The organism is Bradyrhizobium sp. Crot121 (assembly GCF_059512385.1).
This window is the reverse complement of the sequence record NZ_JCAMOR010000003.1, coordinates 173,075-194,324: the sequence shown is the minus strand read 5'-3', so window position 1 is coordinate 194,324 and position 21,250 is coordinate 173,075. Positions and strand designations below refer to the sequence as shown.

Annotated in this window: 13 protein-coding genes; 6 read left to right on the top strand and 7 right to left on the bottom strand. The window is 63.8% G+C overall.

What is annotated here, in order from left to right; genetic code table 11:
* Window positions 1–4 precede the first annotated feature (4 nt).
* The 4 genes from AC5ZGW_RS05035 (at window position 5) to AC5ZGW_RS05020 (ending at window position 4,379) form a co-directional block, all read left to right on the top strand.
* A complete protein-coding gene (locus AC5ZGW_RS05035) occupies window positions 5–607 on the top strand; it encodes a K(+)-transporting ATPase subunit C (protein WP_130224487.1) in 603 nt (200 codons plus the stop codon).
* A 42-nt stretch (window positions 608–649) separates the two neighbouring features.
* The gene (locus AC5ZGW_RS05030) at window positions 650–3,373 is read left to right on the top strand and encodes a DUF4118 domain-containing protein (protein WP_130224485.1); all 2,724 of its coding nucleotides are present in this window, start codon (window positions 650–652) and stop codon (window positions 3,371–3,373) included.
* The gene (locus AC5ZGW_RS05025) at window positions 3,370–4,059 is read left to right on the top strand and encodes a response regulator (protein WP_028166557.1); all 690 of its coding nucleotides are present in this window, start codon (window positions 3,370–3,372) and stop codon (window positions 4,057–4,059) included. The genes AC5ZGW_RS05030 and AC5ZGW_RS05025 overlap by 4 nt, the downstream gene beginning before the upstream one ends.
* Before the next feature lie 68 nt (window positions 4,060–4,127).
* The gene (locus AC5ZGW_RS05020) at window positions 4,128–4,379 is read left to right on the top strand and encodes a DUF6496 domain-containing protein (RefSeq protein ID WP_130224483.1); all 252 of its coding nucleotides are present in this window, start codon (window positions 4,128–4,130) and stop codon (window positions 4,377–4,379) included.
* A 112-nt stretch (window positions 4,380–4,491) separates the two neighbouring features.
* Here AC5ZGW_RS05020 and ku read toward each other — a convergent pair whose 3' ends face one another.
* Complete coding sequence (ku, locus tag AC5ZGW_RS05015; RefSeq protein ID WP_130224481.1) at window positions 4,492–5,376, bottom strand: non-homologous end joining protein Ku; 885 nt, start codon at window positions 5,374–5,376, stop codon at window positions 4,492–4,494.
* Between the two features lie 110 nt (window positions 5,377–5,486).
* On the opposite strand from ku, the gene ligD reads away from it, so the two are divergent.
* The gene (gene ligD / locus AC5ZGW_RS05010; RefSeq protein WP_130224531.1) at window positions 5,487–8,162 is read left to right on the top strand and encodes a DNA ligase D; all 2,676 of its coding nucleotides are present in this window, start codon (window positions 5,487–5,489) and stop codon (window positions 8,160–8,162) included.
* A 212-nt stretch (window positions 8,163–8,374) separates the two neighbouring features.
* Here ligD and AC5ZGW_RS05005 read toward each other — a convergent pair whose 3' ends face one another.
* On the bottom strand, window positions 8,375–8,539 hold the full coding sequence (locus tag AC5ZGW_RS05005; RefSeq protein ID WP_080663914.1) for a DUF3309 family protein: 165 nt from the start codon (window positions 8,537–8,539) through the stop codon (window positions 8,375–8,377).
* Between the two features lie 160 nt (window positions 8,540–8,699).
* Between AC5ZGW_RS05005 and AC5ZGW_RS05000 the strand changes: the two genes are divergently transcribed.
* Window positions 8,700–9,011 carry a polyhydroxyalkanoic acid system family protein gene (locus AC5ZGW_RS05000; RefSeq protein ID WP_130224529.1) on the top strand — a complete coding sequence of 104 codons (312 nt, stop codon included), beginning with the start codon at window positions 8,700–8,702 and terminating at the stop codon, window positions 9,009–9,011.
* Between the two features lie 168 nt (window positions 9,012–9,179).
* On the opposite strand, the gene treY is transcribed toward AC5ZGW_RS05000, so the two are convergent.
* From treY to treS, 5 genes are read right to left on the bottom strand one after another with little or no spacing between them, the layout of a single operon-like run.
* The gene (gene treY / locus AC5ZGW_RS04995; protein ID WP_496113876.1) at window positions 9,180–11,954 is read right to left on the bottom strand and encodes a malto-oligosyltrehalose synthase; all 2,775 of its coding nucleotides are present in this window, start codon (window positions 11,952–11,954) and stop codon (window positions 9,180–9,182) included.
* A gap of 4 nt (window positions 11,955–11,958) precedes the next feature.
* The gene (gene treZ / locus AC5ZGW_RS04990) at window positions 11,959–13,716 is read right to left on the bottom strand and encodes a malto-oligosyltrehalose trehalohydrolase (protein ID WP_130224479.1); all 1,758 of its coding nucleotides are present in this window, start codon (window positions 13,714–13,716) and stop codon (window positions 11,959–11,961) included.
* The gene (glgX, locus tag AC5ZGW_RS04985) at window positions 13,713–15,788 is read right to left on the bottom strand and encodes a glycogen debranching protein GlgX (RefSeq protein WP_130224477.1); all 2,076 of its coding nucleotides are present in this window, start codon (window positions 15,786–15,788) and stop codon (window positions 13,713–13,715) included. The genes treZ and glgX overlap by 4 nt, the downstream gene beginning before the upstream one ends.
* A gap of 3 nt (window positions 15,789–15,791) precedes the next feature.
* Window positions 15,792–17,939 (bottom strand): 1,4-alpha-glucan branching protein GlgB, encoded by a 2,148-nt coding sequence (gene glgB / locus AC5ZGW_RS04980; RefSeq protein ID WP_130224475.1) that lies wholly within the window; start codon window positions 17,937–17,939, stop codon window positions 15,792–15,794.
* Window positions 17,936–21,247 carry a maltose alpha-D-glucosyltransferase gene (gene treS / locus AC5ZGW_RS04975; RefSeq protein ID WP_130224473.1) on the bottom strand — a complete coding sequence of 1,104 codons (3,312 nt, stop codon included), beginning with the start codon at window positions 21,245–21,247 and terminating at the stop codon, window positions 17,936–17,938. The genes glgB and treS overlap by 4 nt, the downstream gene beginning before the upstream one ends.
* Window positions 21,248–21,250 lie beyond the last annotated feature (3 nt).

Sequence of the window (21,250 nt, the reverse complement as noted above, 5' to 3'; positions counted from 1 at the left end):
CAACATGCTTAGAGAAATTCGTCCCGCCATCGTCCTTCTGCTGTTGTTGACGGCAGTCACGGGCCTCGCCTATCCGCTCGCGATCACCGCCATAGCCGGCGTGATCTTTCCGTCCCAGGCGCAGGGCAGCCTGATCGAGAAGGACGGCAAGATCATCGGCTCCGCCCTGATCGGGCAGGAGTTCAAGGAGGACAAATATTTCCACGGCCGACCGTCGGCGACGCTAGCGCCGGATCCAAACGATTCCTCCAAGACGGTGCCCGCGCCCTACAACGCGGCGAACTCCGGCGGCTCCAACCTCGGTCCGACCAGCAAGGCGCTGAACGACCGCGTCAAGGAGGATGTCGAGAAGCTGAAGGCGGAAAACCCGTCCCAGCCGGTGCCGATCGACCTCGTCACCACCTCGGGAAGCGGCCTCGATCCCGACATTTCGCCGGAGGCGGCGCTCTTCCAGGTGCCGCGGGTGGCAAAAGCGCGCAACCTGCAGGAAGCGCAGGTCCGCCAGCTCGTCGAAGCCAACACCAAGGGCCGTTTCATCGGCGTGCTCGGCGAGCCGCGGGTGAATGTCCTGGCGCTTAACCTCGCTTTGGACGGCGCTTCGAAATAAAGGCGGCTAGGCCGAATGACGTGACGCGACTATATTTGCTCTATGGCAAATGAGCATCGCGACCCTGGGAAGCGACCCTCGCCGGACGCCCTCCTGGAAGCCGCCCGGCGAGAGAACGATGCGTCCGGGCGGCTGAAGATCTTCGTCGGCGCCGCTCCCGGCGTCGGCAAGACCTACGAGATGCTGCAGAGCGCGCATGCCAAGCTCAAGGGCGGCACCGATGTGGTGGTGGGTGTTGTCGAGACCCACGGCCGCGCCGAGACCGAGGCGCTGCTGCACGGGCTCGAAGTGATCCCGCGCAAGCAGATCAATTACAAGGACCAGGTGCTCGAGGAGATGGACCTGGATGCGCTGATCATGCGCCGGCCGCAGCTTGCCATCGTCGACGAGCTCGCCCACACCAACGCGCCCGGCAGCCGGCATCCGAAGCGCTATCTCGACGTCGAGGAACTGCTCTCCCACGGCATCGACGTCTACACCGCCGTCAACGTCCAGCACATCGAAAGCCTCAACGACGTCGTGGCCCAGATCACGCATGTGCGGGTGCGCGAGACCGTCCCGGATTCGATCTTCGACCGCGCGGATGCGATCGAATTGATCGACCTGCCGCCCGACGATTTGATCCAGCGATTGAAGGAGGGCAAGGTCTATGTGCCCAAGCAGGCGGAGCGGGCGCTTCAGCATTATTTCTCGCCCGGCAACCTGACCGCGCTGCGCGAGCTGGCGCTGCGGCGGACGGCCGAGCGGGTCGACGAACAGCTGCTCAATCATATGCAGGCCAACGCCATCGCCGGTCCCTGGGCCGCGGGCGAGCGTATCCTGGTCTGCGTCAGCGAGGATCCGCGCGCCGCCGGCCTCGTGCGCTACGCCAAGCGGCTTGCCGATCGCCTGCACGCGCCCTGGACCGCGATCAGCATCGAAACCCGGCGCAGCCTGCAGCTCTCTGACGAGCAGCGTGACCGGCTCGCCGATACGATGCGGCTTGCCGAATCGCTTGGCGGCGAGGCGCTGACGATTCCCGCCGTGCATCGCCGCATCGCCGATGATCTGATCAGTTTCGCGCAGTCCAGCAATGTCACGCATGTCGTGATCGGCAAGTCGTCGCGCTCGCGGTGGTTCGAGATCCTGCGCGGCTCGGTGGTGCACGATCTGGTGCGGCGCGCAGGCAATATCAGCGTGCACGTGATCGCCGGCGAGGATCTGCCTGCCGGCCTCGACAAAGGGCCGGCGGTGCAGACGGCGGCGCGAACCGAGCCGTTCAACCTCAGGCCTTATTTGTACTCGCTCCTGATCGTCGGCCTCGGGCTCGGCGCCGCCGCGCTGGTCCATCCTCGCTTCGGCGTCGAGAACGTCGACCTGGTCTTCCTCACCGCCGTCGTCGCGGTGGCTGTGCGCTATGGCCTGTGGCCGTCGCTGCTCGCGAGCGTCGTGGCCTCGCTGTGCTACAATTTCTTCTTCCTGCCGCCGGTCTACACCTTCACGATCACCGACCCGACCAATATCGCGGCGTTCTTCTTCTTCATGCTGATCGCGCTGCTCGTTTCCAACGTCGCGGCGCGGGTGCGGGTGCAGGCCGATACCGCGATCAGCCGCGTGCGCATGACCGAGTGGCTTTACGCCTTCAGCCGCAAGCTCGCGGGCACCGCGACGCTGGATGACGTATTATGGGCGACCGCCTACCAGATCGCGCTGATGCTGAAGGTGCGCGTGGTGCTGCTGCTGCCGGAAGAGGGCTTGCTCGTCGTCAAGGCCGGCTATCCGCCGGAAGACCAGCTCGACGACGCCGATCTTGCGGCCGCGAACTGGGCCTGGTCGAACGATCGGCCGGCCGGCCGCGGCTCGGACACGTTGCCGGGCGCCAAGCGCCTGTTTTTGCCGATGCGGACCGGCCGCGGCCTGATCGGCGCCATCGGCATCGACAATGACAAGACCGGCCCGCTGCTGACGCCGGACCAGCGGCGGCTGCTGGATGCGCTGGTCGACCAGGGCGCGCTCGCGATCGAGCGCGTGCTGCTGGTCGAGGACATGGACAAGGTCAAGCGTACCGTCGAATCCGAACGCCTGCGCTCAGCGCTCCTGACCTCGATCTCGCACGACCTGAAGACCCCATTGGCCTCGGTACTCGGCGCCGCCTCGACCATGCGCGATCTCGGCGGCAACCTCACGGATGCGCAGAAGCACGATCTGCTCGCGACCGTGATCGACGAGTCCGAACGGCTGAACCGCTTCATCGCCAATCTGCTCGACATGACCAAGCTCGAATCCGGCGCCATCGTGCCGAACACGGCGCGGCATGATGTCGGCGAAATTATCGGCAGCGCGCTGCGCCGCGCCGGCAAGATCTTGGTGCGACACAAGGTTTCGCTCGATCTCGCCGCCGATCTGCCGATGCTGGAGCTCGACGCGGTGCTGTTCGAACAGGTGCTGTTCAACCTGCTCGACAACGCGGCCAAATACGCTCCCGCCGACACCACGATCTCGATCCGCGGCCGGCGGGATCGTGATTCGATCGTGCTGCAGGTCATGGACGAGGGCAGCGGCATTCCGCCGACCGAACTCGAAAGCATCTTCGACAAGTTCTACCGTGTGCAGAAGGGCGATCATGTCCGCCCCGGCACTGGCCTCGGTCTTGCGATCTCCCGCGGATTCGTCGAAGCCATGCATGGCACGATCTCGGCCGCCAACCGCACCGACCGGAGCGGCGCCGTGCTCACCATCCGGCTGCCGATCCCGGCGGCTACCGCTGCGCTGGATACCGCTGCATGAACGCGACACCGATCAAGGTCCTGGTCATCGATGACGAGCCGCCGATCCGCAAATTGTTGCGGATGGGGCTGAACACGCAAGGGTACGAAATTCTCGAGGCCCCCAACGGCAAGGCCGGACTGGAGATGCTCGCGCAGGGGCCTGCGCTGATCATCCTCGATCTGGGCCTGCCTGATATACAGGGCCACGACCTCCTACGCATGATCCGCGCGCGCAACGAAAGCGTGCCGATCGTGGTGCTATCGAGCCGCGGCGACGAGGCGGGCAAGGTGCAGGCGCTCGACCTCGGCGCCGACGATTATCTCACCAAGCCGTTCGGCATGGATGAGCTCTTGGCACGACTGCGCGCGGCGCTGCGCCATCAATTGCAGGTGCAGGGTGAACGGCCGGTGTTTCGCACCGGCGATCTCTCGGTCGACCTCGTGCGCCGCATCGTCAAGGTCGGCGATCGCGAGGTGAAATTGTCGCCAAAGGAATATGAGCTGCTTCGTGTGCTGGTGCAGCACGCGGGCAAGGTGCTCACGCATCGTTTCCTGCTGAAGGAATTGTGGGACGAACTCACCGATGCGCAATATCTTCGCGTCTATGTGCGTCAGCTTCGGCAGAAGATCGAGGCTGATCCCGAGCGTCCGCAATTCGTGCTGACAGAGACTGGGATAGGCTATCGCTTGCGCGCGGCGGACTGAGGCGAGTTGCAGAGGCGGAACTTTTTCGGAGTGAGGAAATTAATCTCCCTCAACCGGGAGGAATGCCAATGGCACGAAAATATTCCAGGAAAGCATCCGGCGACGTCAGGCGCGCGATGAAGAAGCGCAAGGCCGGCACGTTGAAGAGCGGCCGCTCAGGCCGCAAGGTCAAGAGCCGCAAGCAGGCGATCGCGATCGGACTTTCGGAAGCGCGCGCCAAAGGCAGGAAAGTCCCGAAGAAGTCGTCGAAGAAGAAAACGTCCAAGAAGAAAACGACGAAGAAGCGGAAGAGCAGCAAGAAGCGGAAGACCAAGCGGTAGTCCGGCTTCGCGCTTCTCTTCGTCATGGCCGGGCTTGTCCCGGGCATCCACGTTCTCTGGGCAAGAAGGAAGGCGTGGGTGGCCGGGACAAGCCCGGCCATGACGCTGTAGTCTACCCCGCCTTGCGTGCACGCGCGGTCGAGCGATGCGCTTTTCGCGCTGCGCGGCGGCGGGAGGGCTGGCGGCGGGCGGTGGAATGGCTGCGTTTCTTGGCTGCCGAGCGGCCCTTCAGGCTCTGCTTCAGCGCATCCATCAGGCTGACGACGTTGCTCGGCCGCTCCTCGGGCTCCGGGGCCTCGATCGGCTTGCCGGCCGCCTTGCGTCGCACCAGTGCCTTCAGTGCATCCTCATAGTCGTCCTTGAATTTCGAGGGGTCGAAATGCGCCGCCTTGCTGTCGAGGATGTGGCCGGCGAGCTCGACCATATCCTTGGTGATCTTCGGCGTCTTGATGTCGGCGAAATAATCGGCCTCATCGCGCAGCTCATAAGGGTAGCGCAAGGTGGTGCCGAGCAGGCCCTTGCCGAGCGGCTCGATCGCCATGACGTGCTCGCGGTTGGTCAGCACGATCCGCGCCAGCGCGACGCGGTCCTGGTCCTTCATCGCGTCACGGATCACAGCGAAAGCGTCAGCGCCGGCCTTGCCGTCGGGCGCGATGTAATAGGGGTGGTTGAGATAGCGCTTGTCGATCTCGTCCCTGGGCACGAAGCTTTCGATGTCGATTGTGTGGTTGCTCTCGATCTGGACGGATTCGAGTTCCTCCGGTTCGATCTCGACATATTTCCCTTTCCGTAGCTCATAGCCGCGCGCCTTCTGGTCGGCTTCGACGATGTCGCCGGTTTCGGCGTCCACCATCTGCTGCTTCAAGCGGTTGCCGGTCTCCTTGTTGATCATGTGGAAGCGGGTTTTCGCGACCGACGTCGAGGCCGGATACAGCAGCACCGGGCACGCCACTAGCGACAGCTTCAAGGTGCCTTTCCAATAGGCGCGAGGGGCCATTTCATTCTCCGGATATCTTGGAGTATGGGAACTTCAACCGATGCGAGGGGTTTTGGTTCCTGGTATATACCGCCGCAAGGCGGCGGCCATTTGCGTGAGGTGCACCCGTGCTGCAGAGAAACCTGTCCACCTATCGCAAGAAACGCGACTTCTCCAAGACCGACGAGCCCTCCGGCGAGGTCAAGGTTGCGCCGTCCAAACAGCGCCGCTTTGTGATCCAGAAGCATGACGCCACGCGGCTGCATTACGACCTCCGACTCGAAATGGACGGGGTGTTCAAGTCGTGGGCGGTGACCAAGGGGCCCTCGCTTGATCCGCACGACAAGCGGCTTGCGGTGGAGGTCGAGGACCATCCGCTCGACTATGGCGATTTCGAAGGCACCATTCCGGAAGGCCAGTATGGCGGCGGCACGGTGATGCTGTGGGATCGCGGCTATTGGGAATCGGACGATCCCGCAGCCGGGTTCAAGAAAGGCGATCTGAAGTTCACCCTGGATGGCGACAAGCTGCATGGAAGCTGGGTGCTGGTGCGGATGCGCGGCGATCGTTTCGGCGGCAAGCGCACCAATTGGCTGCTGATCAAGCATCGTGACGAATATGCCAGCGAGGACGGGGAAAGCATTCTCGATGAGGACCGATCCGTCGCCTCCGGCCGCACCATGGAGCAGATCGCGGCCGGCAAGGGCAGGGCGCCAAAGCCGTTCATGCTGTCGAAGAACGGCCGCGCGAAGGCGAAGGCCGATGCGGTCTGGCAGTCCAATCGGGAGGAGACCGGCGCGGCGCGTCCGAGGACGAAAGCGCCGGCGCCCAAAACGCTGGCGTCGAAGTCGCGCGCTTCCGCCAAAGCCAAAGCAAAGAAGATCGAGCCAAAGAAGGTCGAGGCGATGCCGGACTTCGTTGCACCGGAGCTCTGCACGTCCGTCGATCGTCCACCCGGCGGTGCCGGCTGGTGCCACGAGATCAAGCTCGATGGCTACCGCGTGCAATTGCGGGTCGAGGACGGCGAGGCCACGCTCAAGACCCGCAAGGGTCTGGACTGGACCGACAAGTTCGGTGCGATCGCGAAAGAAGGCGGCAAGCTGCCTGATGTGATTGTTGACGGCGAGATCGTCGGGTTGGACAAGAACGCCATACCGAATTTCTCGACGCTGCAGGCGGCGATCTCGGACGGCAAGACCGATGATCTGATCTTCTATGCCTTCGACCTGCTGTTCGCCGAGAATGAGGATCTGCGCGCGCTGCCGCTGGCCGAGCGCAAGGCGCGGCTGAAGCGGCTCCTGGAAGCACGAAAAGGCAAGGGCAAGTTGATCCACTATGTCGAGCATTTCGAGAGCGGTGGCGACGCGGTGCTGGAGTCGGCCTGCAAATTGGAGCTTGAGGGCATCGTCTCCAAGAAGCTGGATGCGCCCTATCGCTCCGGCCGCTCCGAGCTGTGGACCAAGGCGAAATGCCGTGCCGGTCACGAGGTCGTGCTGGGCGGCTGGAAGACCACCAGCGGAAAATTCCGCTCGCTGATGGCCGGCGTCTATCGCGGCGATCATCTCGCCTTTGTGGGAGTTGTCGGTACCGGCTTCGGCCAGGACAAGGTCCGCCGGCTGTTGCCGGTGCTGAAGGCGCATGAATCCGACGAGAGTCCGTTCGGCGGCGAGAATGCGCCGCGCAAGGCGCGCGATATCCATTGGCTGAAGCCCGACCTCGTCGCCGAGATCGAATTCGCCGGCTGGACCGAGGGCGGCAATATCCGGCAGGCCGCGTTCAAGGGACTGCGGCAGGACAAGCCGGCCAAGGAGGTGGAGGCCGAAGAGCCGGCCAAGACTGAGATCGCCGAGCCGAAGCCGGGCAGGGCCGCGGCGAAGGCTGCGAAATCGGCTGCGGATAAATCCTCTGTTGTCATGGGCGTCGTGATCTCCAAGCCCGACAAGGAGCTGTGGCCCGACGCCTTCGACGGCGAGGGCGTGACCAAGCTCGATCTGGCGCGCTATTTCGAGGCGGTCGGCGAATGGATGATCGTCCATCTCAAGGGCAGGCCGTGCTCGATCGTGCGCGCGCCTGATGGCATCAATGGCGAAAAGTTCTTCCAGCGCCATGCGATGCAGGGCATGTCGAACCTCTTGGAGCTCGCAAAGGTCTCCGGCGACCGCAAGCCCTATGTGCAGATCGATCGCGTCGAGGGATTGGCGGCGGTTGCGCAGATCGGCGGGCTCGAACTGCATCCCTGGAATTGCGCGCCCGATATCTACGATACGCCGGGGCGACTGGTGTTCGATCTCGATCCCGCGCCGAACGTCGAATTCTCAGACGTCATCGAGGCCGCCAAGGACATGCGCCAGCGACTCTCAGCCGTCGGCCTCGAGAGCTTCTGCAAAACCACCGGCGGCAAGGGCCTGCATGTCGTGGCGCCATTGCTGTATGGCGCAAAGGACCGCGTGACCTGGAAGGAGGCCAAAGCGTTCGCGCAGGCGATCTGCCAGTGGATGGCCGATGACGACCCCGAGCAATATCTGCTCAACATGTCGAAGAAGCTGCGCAAGGGAAAGATCTTCCTCGACTATCTGCGCAACGACCGGATGTCGACTGCGGTCGCCCCGCTGTCGCCCCGCGCACGCGAAGGTGCCACCGTCTCGATGCCGCTGACTTGGGCGCAGGTGCGCGGCGATCTCGATCCGAAGAAGTACACGGTGCGCACCGTGCCGTCGCTGCTCGCGCGGAGCAAGGCCTGGGATGGCTATGACGATGCCGCCACGTCGATCAAGGCGGCGATGAAGAAGCTGGCAGCGAAGAAGTAGCGATGAGGTAGGTGGGCAAAGCGCAGCGTGCCCACCATTTCTTGCGGAGTGTGGATGGTGGGCACGCTGCGCTTTGCCTACCCTACGATTCTGCGAGTCGTCATTGCGAGGAGCGAAGCGACGAAGCAATCCACAGCTCCACGTGCGGAGAGATGGATTGCTTCGCTTGCGCTCGCAATGACAGGGAAAAAGTCAGCGGCTTCGTGTGAGCGTCAGATCCTCCCGAGCAATAGCAGGATCAGCAGGATGACGATCACGAGTCCGAGCCCGCCGCCGCCGTAGTAGCCGGTGCCATAGAACGGCCCGCCGCCTACGCCGCTGAAGCCGCCCAGCAGCAGGATGATCAGAATGATGAGTATGATCGTTCCAATTGACATATAAGTCTCTCCTCAGCCCGGAGGGCCTGGTTGCCGCTTCTGCCCTTCGTGAGGAAAACGAACCTAATTCATGAAGGTTCCGGCTCTCGGGCCGCACGTATCGGCCTTCTGTTTAGCTGACGTGGCACTACATGCAGTTGATCAGAGGAGGAATTTTGCAATGTCTGCTCCATTGGTCGTTTCGATTCCGCATAGCCTTGGCCGCGAGGAAGCCATGCGTCGCCTGAAGACGGGACTCTCGCGCGCTGCGAACAGCGTGCCGGTGCTCAAGGTCGATGAGGAGCGCTGGGAGGACAATCGCATGATCTTTCGCGTGCGCGCGCTCGGACAGGCCGCAACCGGTCACGTCGATGTCAACGAAGATAATGTCAATGTGGAAGTGACATTACCCTGGCTGCTGCAACGCTTTGCCGAAGTCGCGCAAACCGCGATCCGCAATCGGGGCCGTCTGCTGCTGACGAAACGCAATTGAAGCGCGGCGTATCCGCAGTGAACGCTGCGCTCCGCTCCCGCTTGCGGGAGAGGGTTGGGGTGAGGGTGTCTCCGCGAAAAGAGCAGAGATTATCTTTGCGCGGAGAGAGCCCTCACCCGGCGCTGCGCGCCGACCTCTCCCGCAAGCGGGAGAGGTGGCGTCCCTCATTCAGGCGCGGACGCGCTTTCGGGTTGGCTTTAAGACGGCGGCGACTTTCGCCTTGAGGACGGCAACAGGCATATGCCTGAAGAGCGTGGAGAGCTGCAGCTCGTTCTCGCCGGCGTCGGTGACATAACCTTTAATCGTGACCGCGCCGTCGAAAGCCTCTGCTTTCGGCCAGACACGGCCGACTTCGGTGAAAGGCGCGAAGGACTTTGCAACGGCGACGATGACTGCATCCCGTTCCCATTGTCGCGCAAAGGCGATGATGTGATCGCGGTGTGCTCCACTCGTCTCCAGCGGCAGATAGTTGCCTTGCGTGAACACGTCGGGGAATTCGCTGCGAAGCCGCAGCAGGTGCCGGGTCCAGGCGAGCTTCAACCGACCGTCGGGCCATTGCTGGACAAGCTGCGCCCAGTCCGGCTCTTCCAACACGGCAAGCGCGGATGTGCGCGCGGCGAAGTCGACCGGACGGCGATTGTCAGGATCGACGAGGGAAAAATCCCAGAACTCGGTGCCCTGGTAGAAGTCCGGCACGCCGGGAAGCGTCGCCTTCAGCGTGAGCTGGCTCAGCGAATTCAGCGCGCCCAATAGCGACAGCCGCCGTGCCAGGGCTTCCAGCGCGTTCAGGAAGTCGGCCGAGCGGGAACGGTCCAGGATGCGCTCGAGGAACGTCTTGACGCCAGCTTCATAGACCTCATGCGGATTGAGCCAGCTCGTCTCCTGCTTGCCTTCGCGCGACGCTTTCAGCGCATAGGCCTGCATGCGCTCGAGGAAGCGGGGATCATCAGGTTGCCAGGCGCCGAGCATCGCTTGGTAGAGCATGTATTCCGATGTCGCCGATGGTGCGCGAAATTCGCCTTCGACCACAAGGTGCGGCGCGTTGAGGACTTTCCAGCGCGATACCGCGCTGGTCCACTCACCGGGAATTTCAGCCAGCGCCAGGATGCGGGCACGAGCATCCTCGCCGCGCTTGGTGTCGTGGGTCGCGGTCGCGGTTATGCCGTGTGGCCCTTCATTGGCGCGCCTCTGCATCATCTGGTGAAATGCGTCGACCGACAGCGCTTTCGCGGCCGGATCGCCGCCGACTTCGTTCAGCGCGAGCAGGCGATGATAGCGGTAGAAGGTGGTGTCCTCCAATGACTTTGCCATCATCGGACCGGTGAATTGCTGCACCTTCTGCGCAAAGCGCCGAACGCGCGGCGCGCTATGAGTGGCGCGGCCGGGCTCGATCAGGTCCATGGTCAGCGCGTCCTGGAGGAAATCGAAAATGCCTTCGTCGGCGGCGAACCAGTCGCCGCGCGCCCGCTCGATCGTGTGGGCGATCAAGGCTCGATCATGCGGCGTCGGGCCGGAGGCAGTGAGATAAGTGCGATAGACCGGGAAGTGCAGCACATTGAGCTCGAGCGCCTGCCGCAGGCTGTCGGCGGAAAAATCGCGCGTCGAGTAGTGGCCGTTCGCGATCCGCGCGAGCAGCCGCCACAGCACCGTGAACTCGCTGGTGAGCAGCGTCTCGAGCACGCGGCGCTTAGCTTCTTTCAGCACCGGCGCGAGCCTCGGCGAGCGGTTGCTGATCTGCCGCCAGATCTCGTCGAGCGGCTCCAGGCCCTTGCCCTCGACCAGGACTTGGGCGATCGCGTTCATCCATTCATAACCTGTGGTGCCGTGAACGCCGGCAAGCGCGGGCAGCTTCTCATGCTCGCCGAGGATCTTTTCGATCACAAGATAGAACGGCCTGCCGCCGCCTTGCGCATGGCGGATCAGGCGGCGCAGCCGCTGGCAATATTGCGCGGGATCGCACAAGCCGTCGATATGATCGAGCCGCAATCCCTGCAGCTTGCCTTCTGCGATCAATCGCTGCACGAGCAGGTGGATCGCCTCGAATGTGCCGGCATCCTCGACGCGGATGCCGGCGAGATTGTTGATGTCGAAGAAACGGCGATAGTTGATGTCGCTGGAGGCGAGCCGCCAATGGCCGAGCTTGTAGTGCTGGCGTTCGAGCAGATGATGCAGCGCGAGCGTTTGCGCCGGGCGGCCCTCGCCGGCGCGGTAGGCCGATAGCCCGCGCGCGATGATCTCGGCGGCATCTGCGATTGCCTTCAGTTCCGCCTTGAACCCCGGGGCTTCCTTCCGATTGGGATGCCGCAGTCCCGTGTAGCGCGACGCCAGCGCGAGGATGCCCTTGCCGGCATCGCTCTCGGCGGCGTCAGCCTCGCGCACGATCGTTCGCAGCACCTCGCCATAGCGCTCGGGTGCGATCGGCAGGCGGTGCTCGAAATACCAGGCGGAGAAGCTGCCCTCGCCGGCATCGTAGCGCAGCTCGATCTCGCCGCGCTCCAGCGCCTGCCCATAGGACGAACCTAGGATCGGCAGCAGCACGCCGCCGCGGGCGCGGTAGGGCAATTGCTCCCAGTCGATGTCGAAGGAGGCGGCGTGCGGCGAGGTGGGGCCCCACTCGAGCACGTCGAGCCACCAGGGATTGTCGTCGAAATGCACGCCCACATGATTGGGCACGAAGTCCAGGATCAGCCCGATATCGTGCTGCTTGAGCGCCGCATTTAAGCGCTCGAAACCGGCTTCGCCGCCGAGTTCCGGATTGAACTTGGTGTGATCGACGATGTCATAGCCGTGGGTCGAACCCTTGCGCGCCTTCATGAAGGGCGAGGCATAAAGATGTGTGATGCCGAGCGCCTTCAGATAAGGCACGACTTCGGCGGCGGCATCGAAGTCGAAATCGGCGGTGAGCTGCAACCGATAGGTCGCGATCGGAATCGCGGGGGGCATTCTTCTATCCGATGTGCCAGCACACCGACCAAGGAGGGACGTTATCGCCCAACGCACTGCCCCAGATCAAAGTTCCCGCAGGCCGGTCTTTCGGCGCTGCAATCTCTCGGTCGCCGAGATTGGCGGTCAGCGACAGTTGCCTGCCGTCGCCCATGCGCCAATGTGCCGTCAGCAACTCGGCCTCCGCCTGCGCGTCGCCGAAGCTGGCGCCGGCAAGCCGTGGCATGATTTCGCGGCGGCGCATCGCAAGCAGGCTCCTGACCAGCGCCAGCCGTGTCCGTCCCGGCTCGCGGTCGCGCTCCGTCCAATCCAGCACGGCCGACTGAGAGGTCGATTGCTGCAGCGGATCGGGAACCTCATCGCCATATTTGGCATAGGCCCAGGCATATTCCTCGCGCCGGCCCTTGCGGACTGCGTTGGCGAGATCGCCATGGAAATCGCAGAAGAACGGAAACGGCGCCTTCGAGCCCCATTCCTCGCCCATGAACAGCATCGGCGTCATCGGCGCGAGCAGCGTGATCGCCAGCGCGGCCTCGATGGCTTTTGGATCGGCGAAGCTCTCGAGACGGTCGCCGAAGGGGCGATTGCCGATCTGGTCGTGGTTCTGCAGGAAGTTGACGAAAGAGGTCGGCGACAGCGCGCCGCTCGGCTCGCCGCGGGGAATGCCGCCCCAGAACGTCGAGACCTCTCCCTGGTAGACGTAGCCGGACGAGAGCGCGCGGGCGAGATCGCCACGCGGCGAGCGCTGGTAGTCGCCGTAATAGCCTTGCGCCTCGCCGGTCAGCATCACGTGCCAGACGTGATGATAGTCGTCGTTCCACTGCCCGCGATATTTGCCGCGCGGCGGGTCTTCGGTAGCATCGAGCAGGCTCGCACGATTGTCGCTGTTCTCGAGCACCATGTTGATGTGCCGGCCGGCCTCCGCCGCAAGCCTGCCGACAGCGATGCTGAGATCATGCAGGATCGGGATTTCGCCTGTTTCCACGATGGTGTTGACGGCGTCGAGCCGCAGGCCGTCGAAGCGGTAGTCACGCAGCCAATGCACCGCGTTCCCGATCGCGAAGTCGCGCACTTGCTTGACGCGATAATCGATGGCGCTGCCCCAGGGCGTGTGCGCGTCGGTGAAGAAGCTGGGCGCGTAGCGGCCGAGATAATTTCCTTCGGGGCCGAAATGGTTGTAGACGACATCGAGCATCACCATCAACCCGCGCTGATGGGCGGCGTCGATCAGCGCCTTCAAATCCTCCGGCCGGCCGTAGGCGCTGTCGGGCGCGTACCACAGGACGCCGTCATAGCCCCAGTTGCGTGTTCCTGCGAAATCGGCGAGCGGCATCAATTCGAGCGCGGTGATGCCGCTCTCCACGAGATGGTCGAGCCTGTCGATGATCGCGCGATAGGTGCCTTCGGGTGTGAAGGTGCCGACATGCGCTTCGAGGACAACCGCCTCATGCCACGGCCGCCCGCGCCAGTCGGTGGCGCGCCACGGGAAAGCGTCGTGATCGATCACCTCGCTCGGGCCGAGGACGTCGTCGGGCTGGAACGCGGAAGCCGGGTCGGGGACGTCGATCTCATCATCGATGCGAAACTTGTAGCGCGCGCCAGCGGCGACGCCAGGGATTTCGACCTTGAACCAGCCATCGTCGCCGCGGCTCAGCGCATGCGGCTTGTCGAGCAGCACGTCGACGCGCTTGGCCGCCGGCGCCCACAGGCGGAACAGCGCGCCGTCCTTCGTCAGCAGGGGACCGAAATGCCGCTCATTCATGCCGAGCCCGCAAAGGCGAGCACCGAGCGGGAAGGCGCCTTGGTGTCGGCGCCCGACGCGAAATCAACGGGCATCTGCTTGTTCTCGGTGGTGTTGAGCACCTGCCGCCAGTTCCTGTACTCGGGCATCACGGGCATCTTGAACGCGATCTCTTCCGGTGCGGCATTCAGCACAATAAAGATCGGCGCCTGCCCTGGTTCCATCGGTCCGAGCACATAAGAGAGAAAACGCCCTTCCGGGAAATTCCAGTCGGACTCCTTCATCTCTTCCGCCGCCGGCGTCAGCCACAGCACGCCGTAGGAGCCGTCGGCGCGGCGGCCATCCAGCCAGCGCTGCGAGCGAAGCTGGGCGAACTTGCGGCGCAGCTCGGTCAAATGGCCGACGAAATCGGTGAAGTCCTCGACCTCGTCGCCGAAATTGTCCCAATTGACCCAGCCGACCTCGTTGTCCTGGCAGTACGCATTGTTGTTGCCATCCTGCGAATTGCCGACCTCGTCGCCGGCGAGCAAGAGCGGCGTGCCCTGCGCCAATAGCAGGCAGGCGAGCTGGTTCTTCCGCAACTGGCGGCGCAGCGCGATGATGTCAGGATCGTCGGTCGGGCCCTCGACGCCGCAATTATTGCTGTGATTGTCGTTGGAGCCGTCGCGATTGTCCTCGCCATTGGCTTCATTGTGCTTCTGGTTGTAGCTGAAGAGGTCCATCAGCGTGAAGCCGTCATGCACGGTGATGTGATTGACGCTAGCGCGCGTCGCGCGATTGTCGTGATTGAACAGGTCCGATGAGGCCGTCATGCGGCGCGAGACTTCGCCGATCAGGCTGCCTTCGCCGCTCCAATAGCGCCGCATCGCGCTGCGATAGCGGTCGTTCCATTCCGACCATTGCGAGGGGAACGCGCCGACCTGGTAGCCGCCAAGGCCGAGGTCCCAGGGTTCGGCGACGAGCTTGACGGTGGAGAGCACCGGATCCTGCCTGACCGCGGTGAGGAAGGACGCGGCGCGGTCATAGCCGTTCGGTACGCGCGCCAGCGTGGTCGCGAGATCGAAGCGGAAGCCGTCGACGTGGCACACCTCGACCCAGTAGCGCAGCGAGTCCATCACCATCTGCAGCACGCGCGGATGGGTGAGTCTGACCGAATTGCCGCAGCCGGTGAAGTCGTCATAGTAGCGCGGATTGTCCGGCTTCAGCCAGTAATAGGAGGCGTTGTCGATGCCGCGGAACGACAGCGTCGGGCCCATATGGTTGCCCTCGGCGGTGTGGTTGTAGACGACGTCGAGCATCACCTCGATGCCGGCATCGTGCAGTCGCGCCACAGTGGTGCGGAAGGAATCGAGCGCATTGTCCTGCGCGTAGCGCGGCTCCGGCGCGAAGAAGGCGAGCGTGTTGTAGCCCCAATAGTTGGCGAGCTTCTTCTCGACCAGGATGCGGTCGTCGATCAGGCCGTGGATCGGCAACAGTTCGATTGTGGTGACGCCGAGCCGCCTCAGATGATTGATCATCGCGGGCGAGGACAGTCCGCCATAGGTGCCGCGCAGGTTCGGCGCGACGTCCTCGCGCTTCTGCGTCAGTCCCTTGACATGGGCCTCGTAGATGATCGTGTCTTCCCAGGGGATGTGGGGACGGATTTCGCGGCGGCCCCAGTTGAAGGTCTCATCGACCACGACCGCCTTCGGCATGCCGCGGGCATTGTCGCGCCGATCAAAGGATAGGTCCTCGCGCGCGCTGCCGGTGCGGTAGGCGAAATGCGCATCGCTCCACACCAGCCGCCCCGCGAGCCGCTTGGCATAGGGATCGAGCAGGAGCTTGTTGGCATTGAACCGGTGGCCGCGCTCCGGCGCGTAGGGGCCGTAGACGCGATAGCCGTAGAGCTGGCCCGGTGAGACGTCGTTGAGATAGCCGTGCCAGACGTCCTCGGTGCGCTCCGGGAGTTCGATGCGTTCGAGCTCGCGCCGGCCCTGGCTGTCGAACAGGCACAGCTCGACCTTCTCCGCATTCGCAGAGAACAACGCAAAATTGGTACCCCTTCCGTCCCAACTGGCGCCCAGCCGGGACGACGTTCCCCCAGTCAGTCGCATACGTCAGCTTTCAGGTACGAGGAAGATCGCAGCCAGCGGCGGAATGGTCAGGCTGAGCTCGGGCACAATGCCTTCATGCGTGACCACCTCACCGATATTGCCGACATTGCTGCCGCCATAGTGGGAGGAATCCGAATTCAGCACCTCGCGCCATTTCCCGGCAAAGGGAACACGAATGCGATAGTCGTGATAGACGTTGGGCGAGAAGTTGACCACCACCAGGCAGCGCGAACGCGCGCTGTTGCCCTTGCGGATCCAGGCGAACACGTTGTGGTCGGCGTCATCGGTGATGACCCATTCGAAGCCGGCCGGATCGCAATCCAGTTCATGCAGCGCGGGGAGCGCGCGATAGAGCCGGTTGAGATCGCGGATCAGCGCCTGCACGCCGGCATATTTCGGTTGCGCGAGCAGATGCCAGTCGAGCGAATGTTCGTGAGCCCACTCGCGCTCCTGGCCGAACTCGCAGCCCATGAACAACAGCTTCTTGCCGGGATGGCCGAACATGAAGCTGTAATAGGCGCGCAAATTCGCGAAGCGCTGCCAGTCGTCGCCGGGCATGCGGCCCAGGATCGAGCGTTTGCCGTGCACGACCTCGTCATGCGAGAGCGGCAGGATGAAGTTCTCGGAGAAGGCGTAGTGCAGGCCGAACAGGATGTCGCCGTGGTGGTACTTGCGGTGGATAGGCTCCTTGCCGATGTAGCGCAAGGTGTCGTGCATCCAGCCCATGTTCCACTTGTAGCCGAAGCCGAGCCCGCCGAATTCGACCGGGCGCGACACCTGCGGCCAGGCGGTCGATTCTTCCGCCGCGGTCGTTGCCTGCGGAAAGCGCCCGAACAGTTCGGTGTTGAAGCGGCGCAGAAAGTCGATCGCCTCCAAATTCTCGCGGCCACCATATTTGTTCGGGATCCAGCCGCCCGGCGGACGGCTGTAATCGAGATAGAGCATGGAGGCGACCGCATCGACGCGCAGTCCGTCGATGCCATAGCGGTCGAGCCAGAACAGCGCGTTCGAGACCAGGAAATTGGTCACCTCGGTGCGCCCGTAATTGTAGATCAGCGTGCCCCAGTCGAGATGGCGACCCTGCAGCGGGTTGGCGTGCTCATAGAGCGCGGTGCCGTCGAAATGGCCGAGGCCGTGCGGATCGTCCGGGAAGTGTCCGGGCACCCAGTCGAGCAGCACCCCTAACCCTTCGCGATGACAGGCATCGACGAGCGCAGCGAAGTCGGCCGGCGAGCCGAACCGGCTGGTCGGCGCGAACAGGCCGGTCGGCTGATAGCCCCAGGAGCCGTCGAACGGATGCTCGCTGACGGGAAGGAATTCGAGATGGGTGAAGCCCATGTCACGCGCATAGGCCGGAAGCTGCTCGGCGAGCTCGCGATAGGTCAGCCACTCATTGTTGCCTTTGCGGCGCCATGAGCCGAGATGGACCTCGTAGATCGAGATCGGCGCGCCAATGCCGTTGATGCCTGGTGGCGCTGCCTGCGGATGCGGAATGTGGTCGAGGTCGACCACAATCGAGGCGGTCTTCGGGCGCAGCTCGGCGCCGAATGCCACCGGATCGGACTTCAGCGGCAGATGTTGGCCATTGGGGCCGATGATGTCGAATTTGTAGTGGTCGCCGGCGCGGGCATGCGGGATGAACAATTCCCAATAGCCAGGGCCGCGGACCCGCATCGGATGCCGCCGCGCATCCCAGAAGTTGAAATCGCCGACCACGCTGACCCGCCGCGCGTTCGGCGCCAGCACCACGAAGGCGACGCCCTCCACGCCGTCGAGCGTCATCGGATGCGCACCGAGCTTGTCGTAGATGCGCTGGTGGGTGCCTTCGCCGAGCAAATAGAGATCGAAGTCGCTCAACACCGGCGGGAAGCGATAGGGGTCGTCGAGATCGACGACATGGTCGCCGAAGCGGGCGCGGAGCTGGTAACGGCGCGAGCCGTTCGGCAGCGCGCCGGCGAACAGGCCAGCATCATGAATGCGCGCGAGCGGCGCGGTTTCGCCATGCTCGCCGATCGCCTCGACATTGGAGGCTTCCGGCAGGAAGGCGCGCACCACGCTCTGGTCGCCCTCGGAGTGGAGCCCGAGATAGCGGAAGGGGTCGGAATGGCGGCCCTCGATGATCGCGTAGGCTTCAGCAGGCAATCTGGTCATTGCGGCTCATGCGGTTGTTGCGCCAGGATGCGGAGCATCCCCGTCAGCGGGACGCGCAGCCAGTCGGGCCGGTGCGCCAGCTCATATTCGATCTCGTAGAATGCTTTCTCAAGCAGGAAGAAGTTGAGCATCCGCTCCGCGGCTTCCGGATCGGCCGGCCACAAGGGCTGGCCCGCCATGGTCTCGCGATAGACGGCCAGGAACGTCGCGGTAGCCCGATCCCGCCAGTCGGCGAGCGCCAGCGCGAGCTTGCTTTGTTCGTCGGGTGCGACCTTGAGCGCCCGATCGAGCGCAGCGGTGACGGAGTAGTCGATCGAGCGGACTAGCCCGGCGACATCGCGCGCCGCCGGCGCCTTGCGCCGCCGCTCAGCGATGCTCCGCCGCGGCTCGCCCTCGAAATCGATGATGAAGATGTCGTCCTTGACGATCAGCATCTGGCCGAGATGGAAGTCGCCGTGATGGCGGATGTTGAGGCCGTCGATGTCTCCGGGCAGCAGCGCCTTCAGCCGGGCCGGCAAGCTATCCTGCTGCGCCAGAAACTGAGCCACCAGCGGGCGATCGGCCTCTTTCAGCGTATCCCGTCGCTGCGTCAGTGTCTCGAAAACGCGATCGGCACGGGCCAGGATGTCGTCGATCCAGCGCTGCACGTCTTCCGGCCTGGTCGGCTCCGGCACGAACTCGGGCAGGTCGCGGTTGCTCGCCAGCGCAATGTGCAGTTCGGCGACCCGCTTTCCCGTCTGCGCCATGTAGCGCAGATAGGAGATCTGCTGTTCGCTTTGCTTCGTCTCATGATTGGTCGCGAGCAGCCGCTGCTCCTCGACGAAGCGGTCGAGATAGGCTGATGTGACGGTCCATGCCTCGCCCTGGTTGGTGACAAAGGCGTGAACGATGCCGATCGCACTGCGCTTCTCACCCTCGACGAGCTCGACCGTGCCGAGCAGCGCCGGCGTGTTGGCGAAGCCCGCGACGTCGGTGAGGAAGCGTCCCATCTCGATCTCCGGATTGATGCCGGGCTCGAGCTTGCGGTAGATTTTGACGACGTAATCCTCGTCGACCAGCGCCGTGCTATTGGACTGCTCGGTCTCCACCGCGCGGATGCGCTGGGGCTGTTTGATCGGCTTGTCCGTGAAGCGGCTGGTCGGGCGGAATTCGAGGCGCAGCGCGATGCCGAGCTCCTCGTCCTCGACCGTCAGCGACTGCGCCAGATTGCGGAGCAACAGCGCGATGAAGATCTCGTCGGTCGCGACATCGAGCAGCGTGCCCTCGCGCGCGCCTTGCCGTACCGCGGCTAGGGCGCGCGGATTGTAGCGCTCGCGGTCGAAGCGCACCCATTCGATCCGGATCGGCAGCACGTAGCGTGAGGTGGCGCCGCGCTGAGTCGTCTCGAAGAAAGCGAGCCAGGGGCGGTTGTCGCCGATATCGCAGAAGGGAATCGCGGAGACGAGCTGCGGCTGGATCGCCTTCGACAAACTCTCCGGATACCAGCGCGCCCGCGACAGGTGGCCCGGCAGCACGTCGCGCTCGAACACACCGCGGGCACGCGCCAGCGACACCCAGGTCGAGTTCAGCGGCACGACCAGCGTCTCGAATTCCGGCACCGCGCGCCGCGGGATGGCGATGGACTTGTCCGGCTCCTGGAGCTGGAACCAGTAGAAGCCATACGGCGCGAGCGTGACCATGTAGGGCAGTTCGCCGATCGTCGGGAAACGCGTTCGGCCGAGCATCTCCAGGGGAATGCGTCCCTTGAAGGCGGAAAGGTCGAGCTCGGTCGCCTGCGCCGAGCGCGACAAATTGGCGACGCAGAGAATAACCTCGTCCTGATACTGCCTGACATAGGCGAGCACCGAACGGTTCTCGGGGCGGATGAAGGTCATGGAGCCGCGGCCGAAGGCCAGCGTCGACTTGCGCACCGCGATCAGGCGTTTGGTGGCGCTGAGCAGCGACGACAGGCTGCGCGACTGCGCTTCCACGTTCACGGCCTCGTAGCCGTAGACGGGGTCCATGATCATGGGTGCGTAGAGCCGCGCCGGATCGGCGCGGGAGAAGCCGCCATTGCGGTCCGGGCTCCATTGCATCGGCGTGCGGACGCCGTTGCGGTCGCCGAGATAGATGTTGTCGCCCATCCCGATCTCGTCGCCGTAATAGATAATCGGCGTGCCCGGGAACGAGAGCAGGAGCGAGTTCATCAATTCGATCTTGCGCCGGTCATTGTCCATCAATGGCGCGAGGCGGCGGCGAATGCCGACATTGATGCGGGCGCGGGGATCGTTGGCATAGGTCGACCACAGATAGTCGCGCTCGACATCGGTGACCATTTCCAGCGTCAGCTCGTCATGGTTGCGGAGGAACAGCGCCCATTGGCAACTGGCCGGGATGTCGGGCGTCTGCCGCAGGATGTCGGTGATCGGAAAGCGGTCCTCCTGCGCGATCGCCATATAGATGCGCGGCATCAGCGGGAAATGATACGCCATGTGGCATTCGTCTTCCCGGCCGAAATATTCCTGCACGTCCTCCGGCCATTGATTGGCTTCGGCGAGCAGGATCTTGCCCCTGGCGTAGGTGTCGAGCTCGCGCCGCAGCAGTTTGATGATGGCGTGCGTCTCGGGCAGGTTCTCATTGTTGGTGCCTTCGCGCTCGCAGAGATAGGGAATGGCGTCCAGCCGGAAACCGTCGACGCCGGTGTCGAGCCAGCGCTTCATCACCTGCACGATGGCGCGCACCACGCGCGGGTTGTCGAAGTTCAGGTCCGGTTGGTGCGAGAAGAAGCGGTGCCAGTAGAACTGGCCCGCTTCGGGATCCCAGGTCCAGTTCGACTTCTCGGTATCGGTGAAGATGATCCGCGTGCCCTGGTATTTCTGGTCGGTGTCGCTCCAGACATACCAGTTGCGTGCGCTCGAGCCGGGATGGCTGCGGCGCGCGCGCTTGAACCAGGCGTGCTGGTCGGAGGTGTGGTTGACGACGAGCTCGGTGATGACACGAAGGCCGCGCTTCTTGGCTTCATGGATGAAGCGCTTGAAGTCCTTCATCGTTCCGAAATCGGGATTGATGTCGCCATAGTCGGCGATGTCGTAGCCGTCATCACGCCCCGGGGACGGATAGAATGGCAACAACCACAGCGTGGTGACGCCGAGATCCTGCAGATAGCCAAGCTTCTCGGTCAGCCCCGCGAAATCGCCGATGCCGTCATTGTTGCTGTCGGCGAAGGCCTTGACGTGGAGCTGGTAGATGATGGCGTCCTTGTACCAGAGCTCGTCCGCCGTCTCGGTGGCCACCAGTTCCTTTGTCTCGACCGCTGAAAGCACGTTCATGGC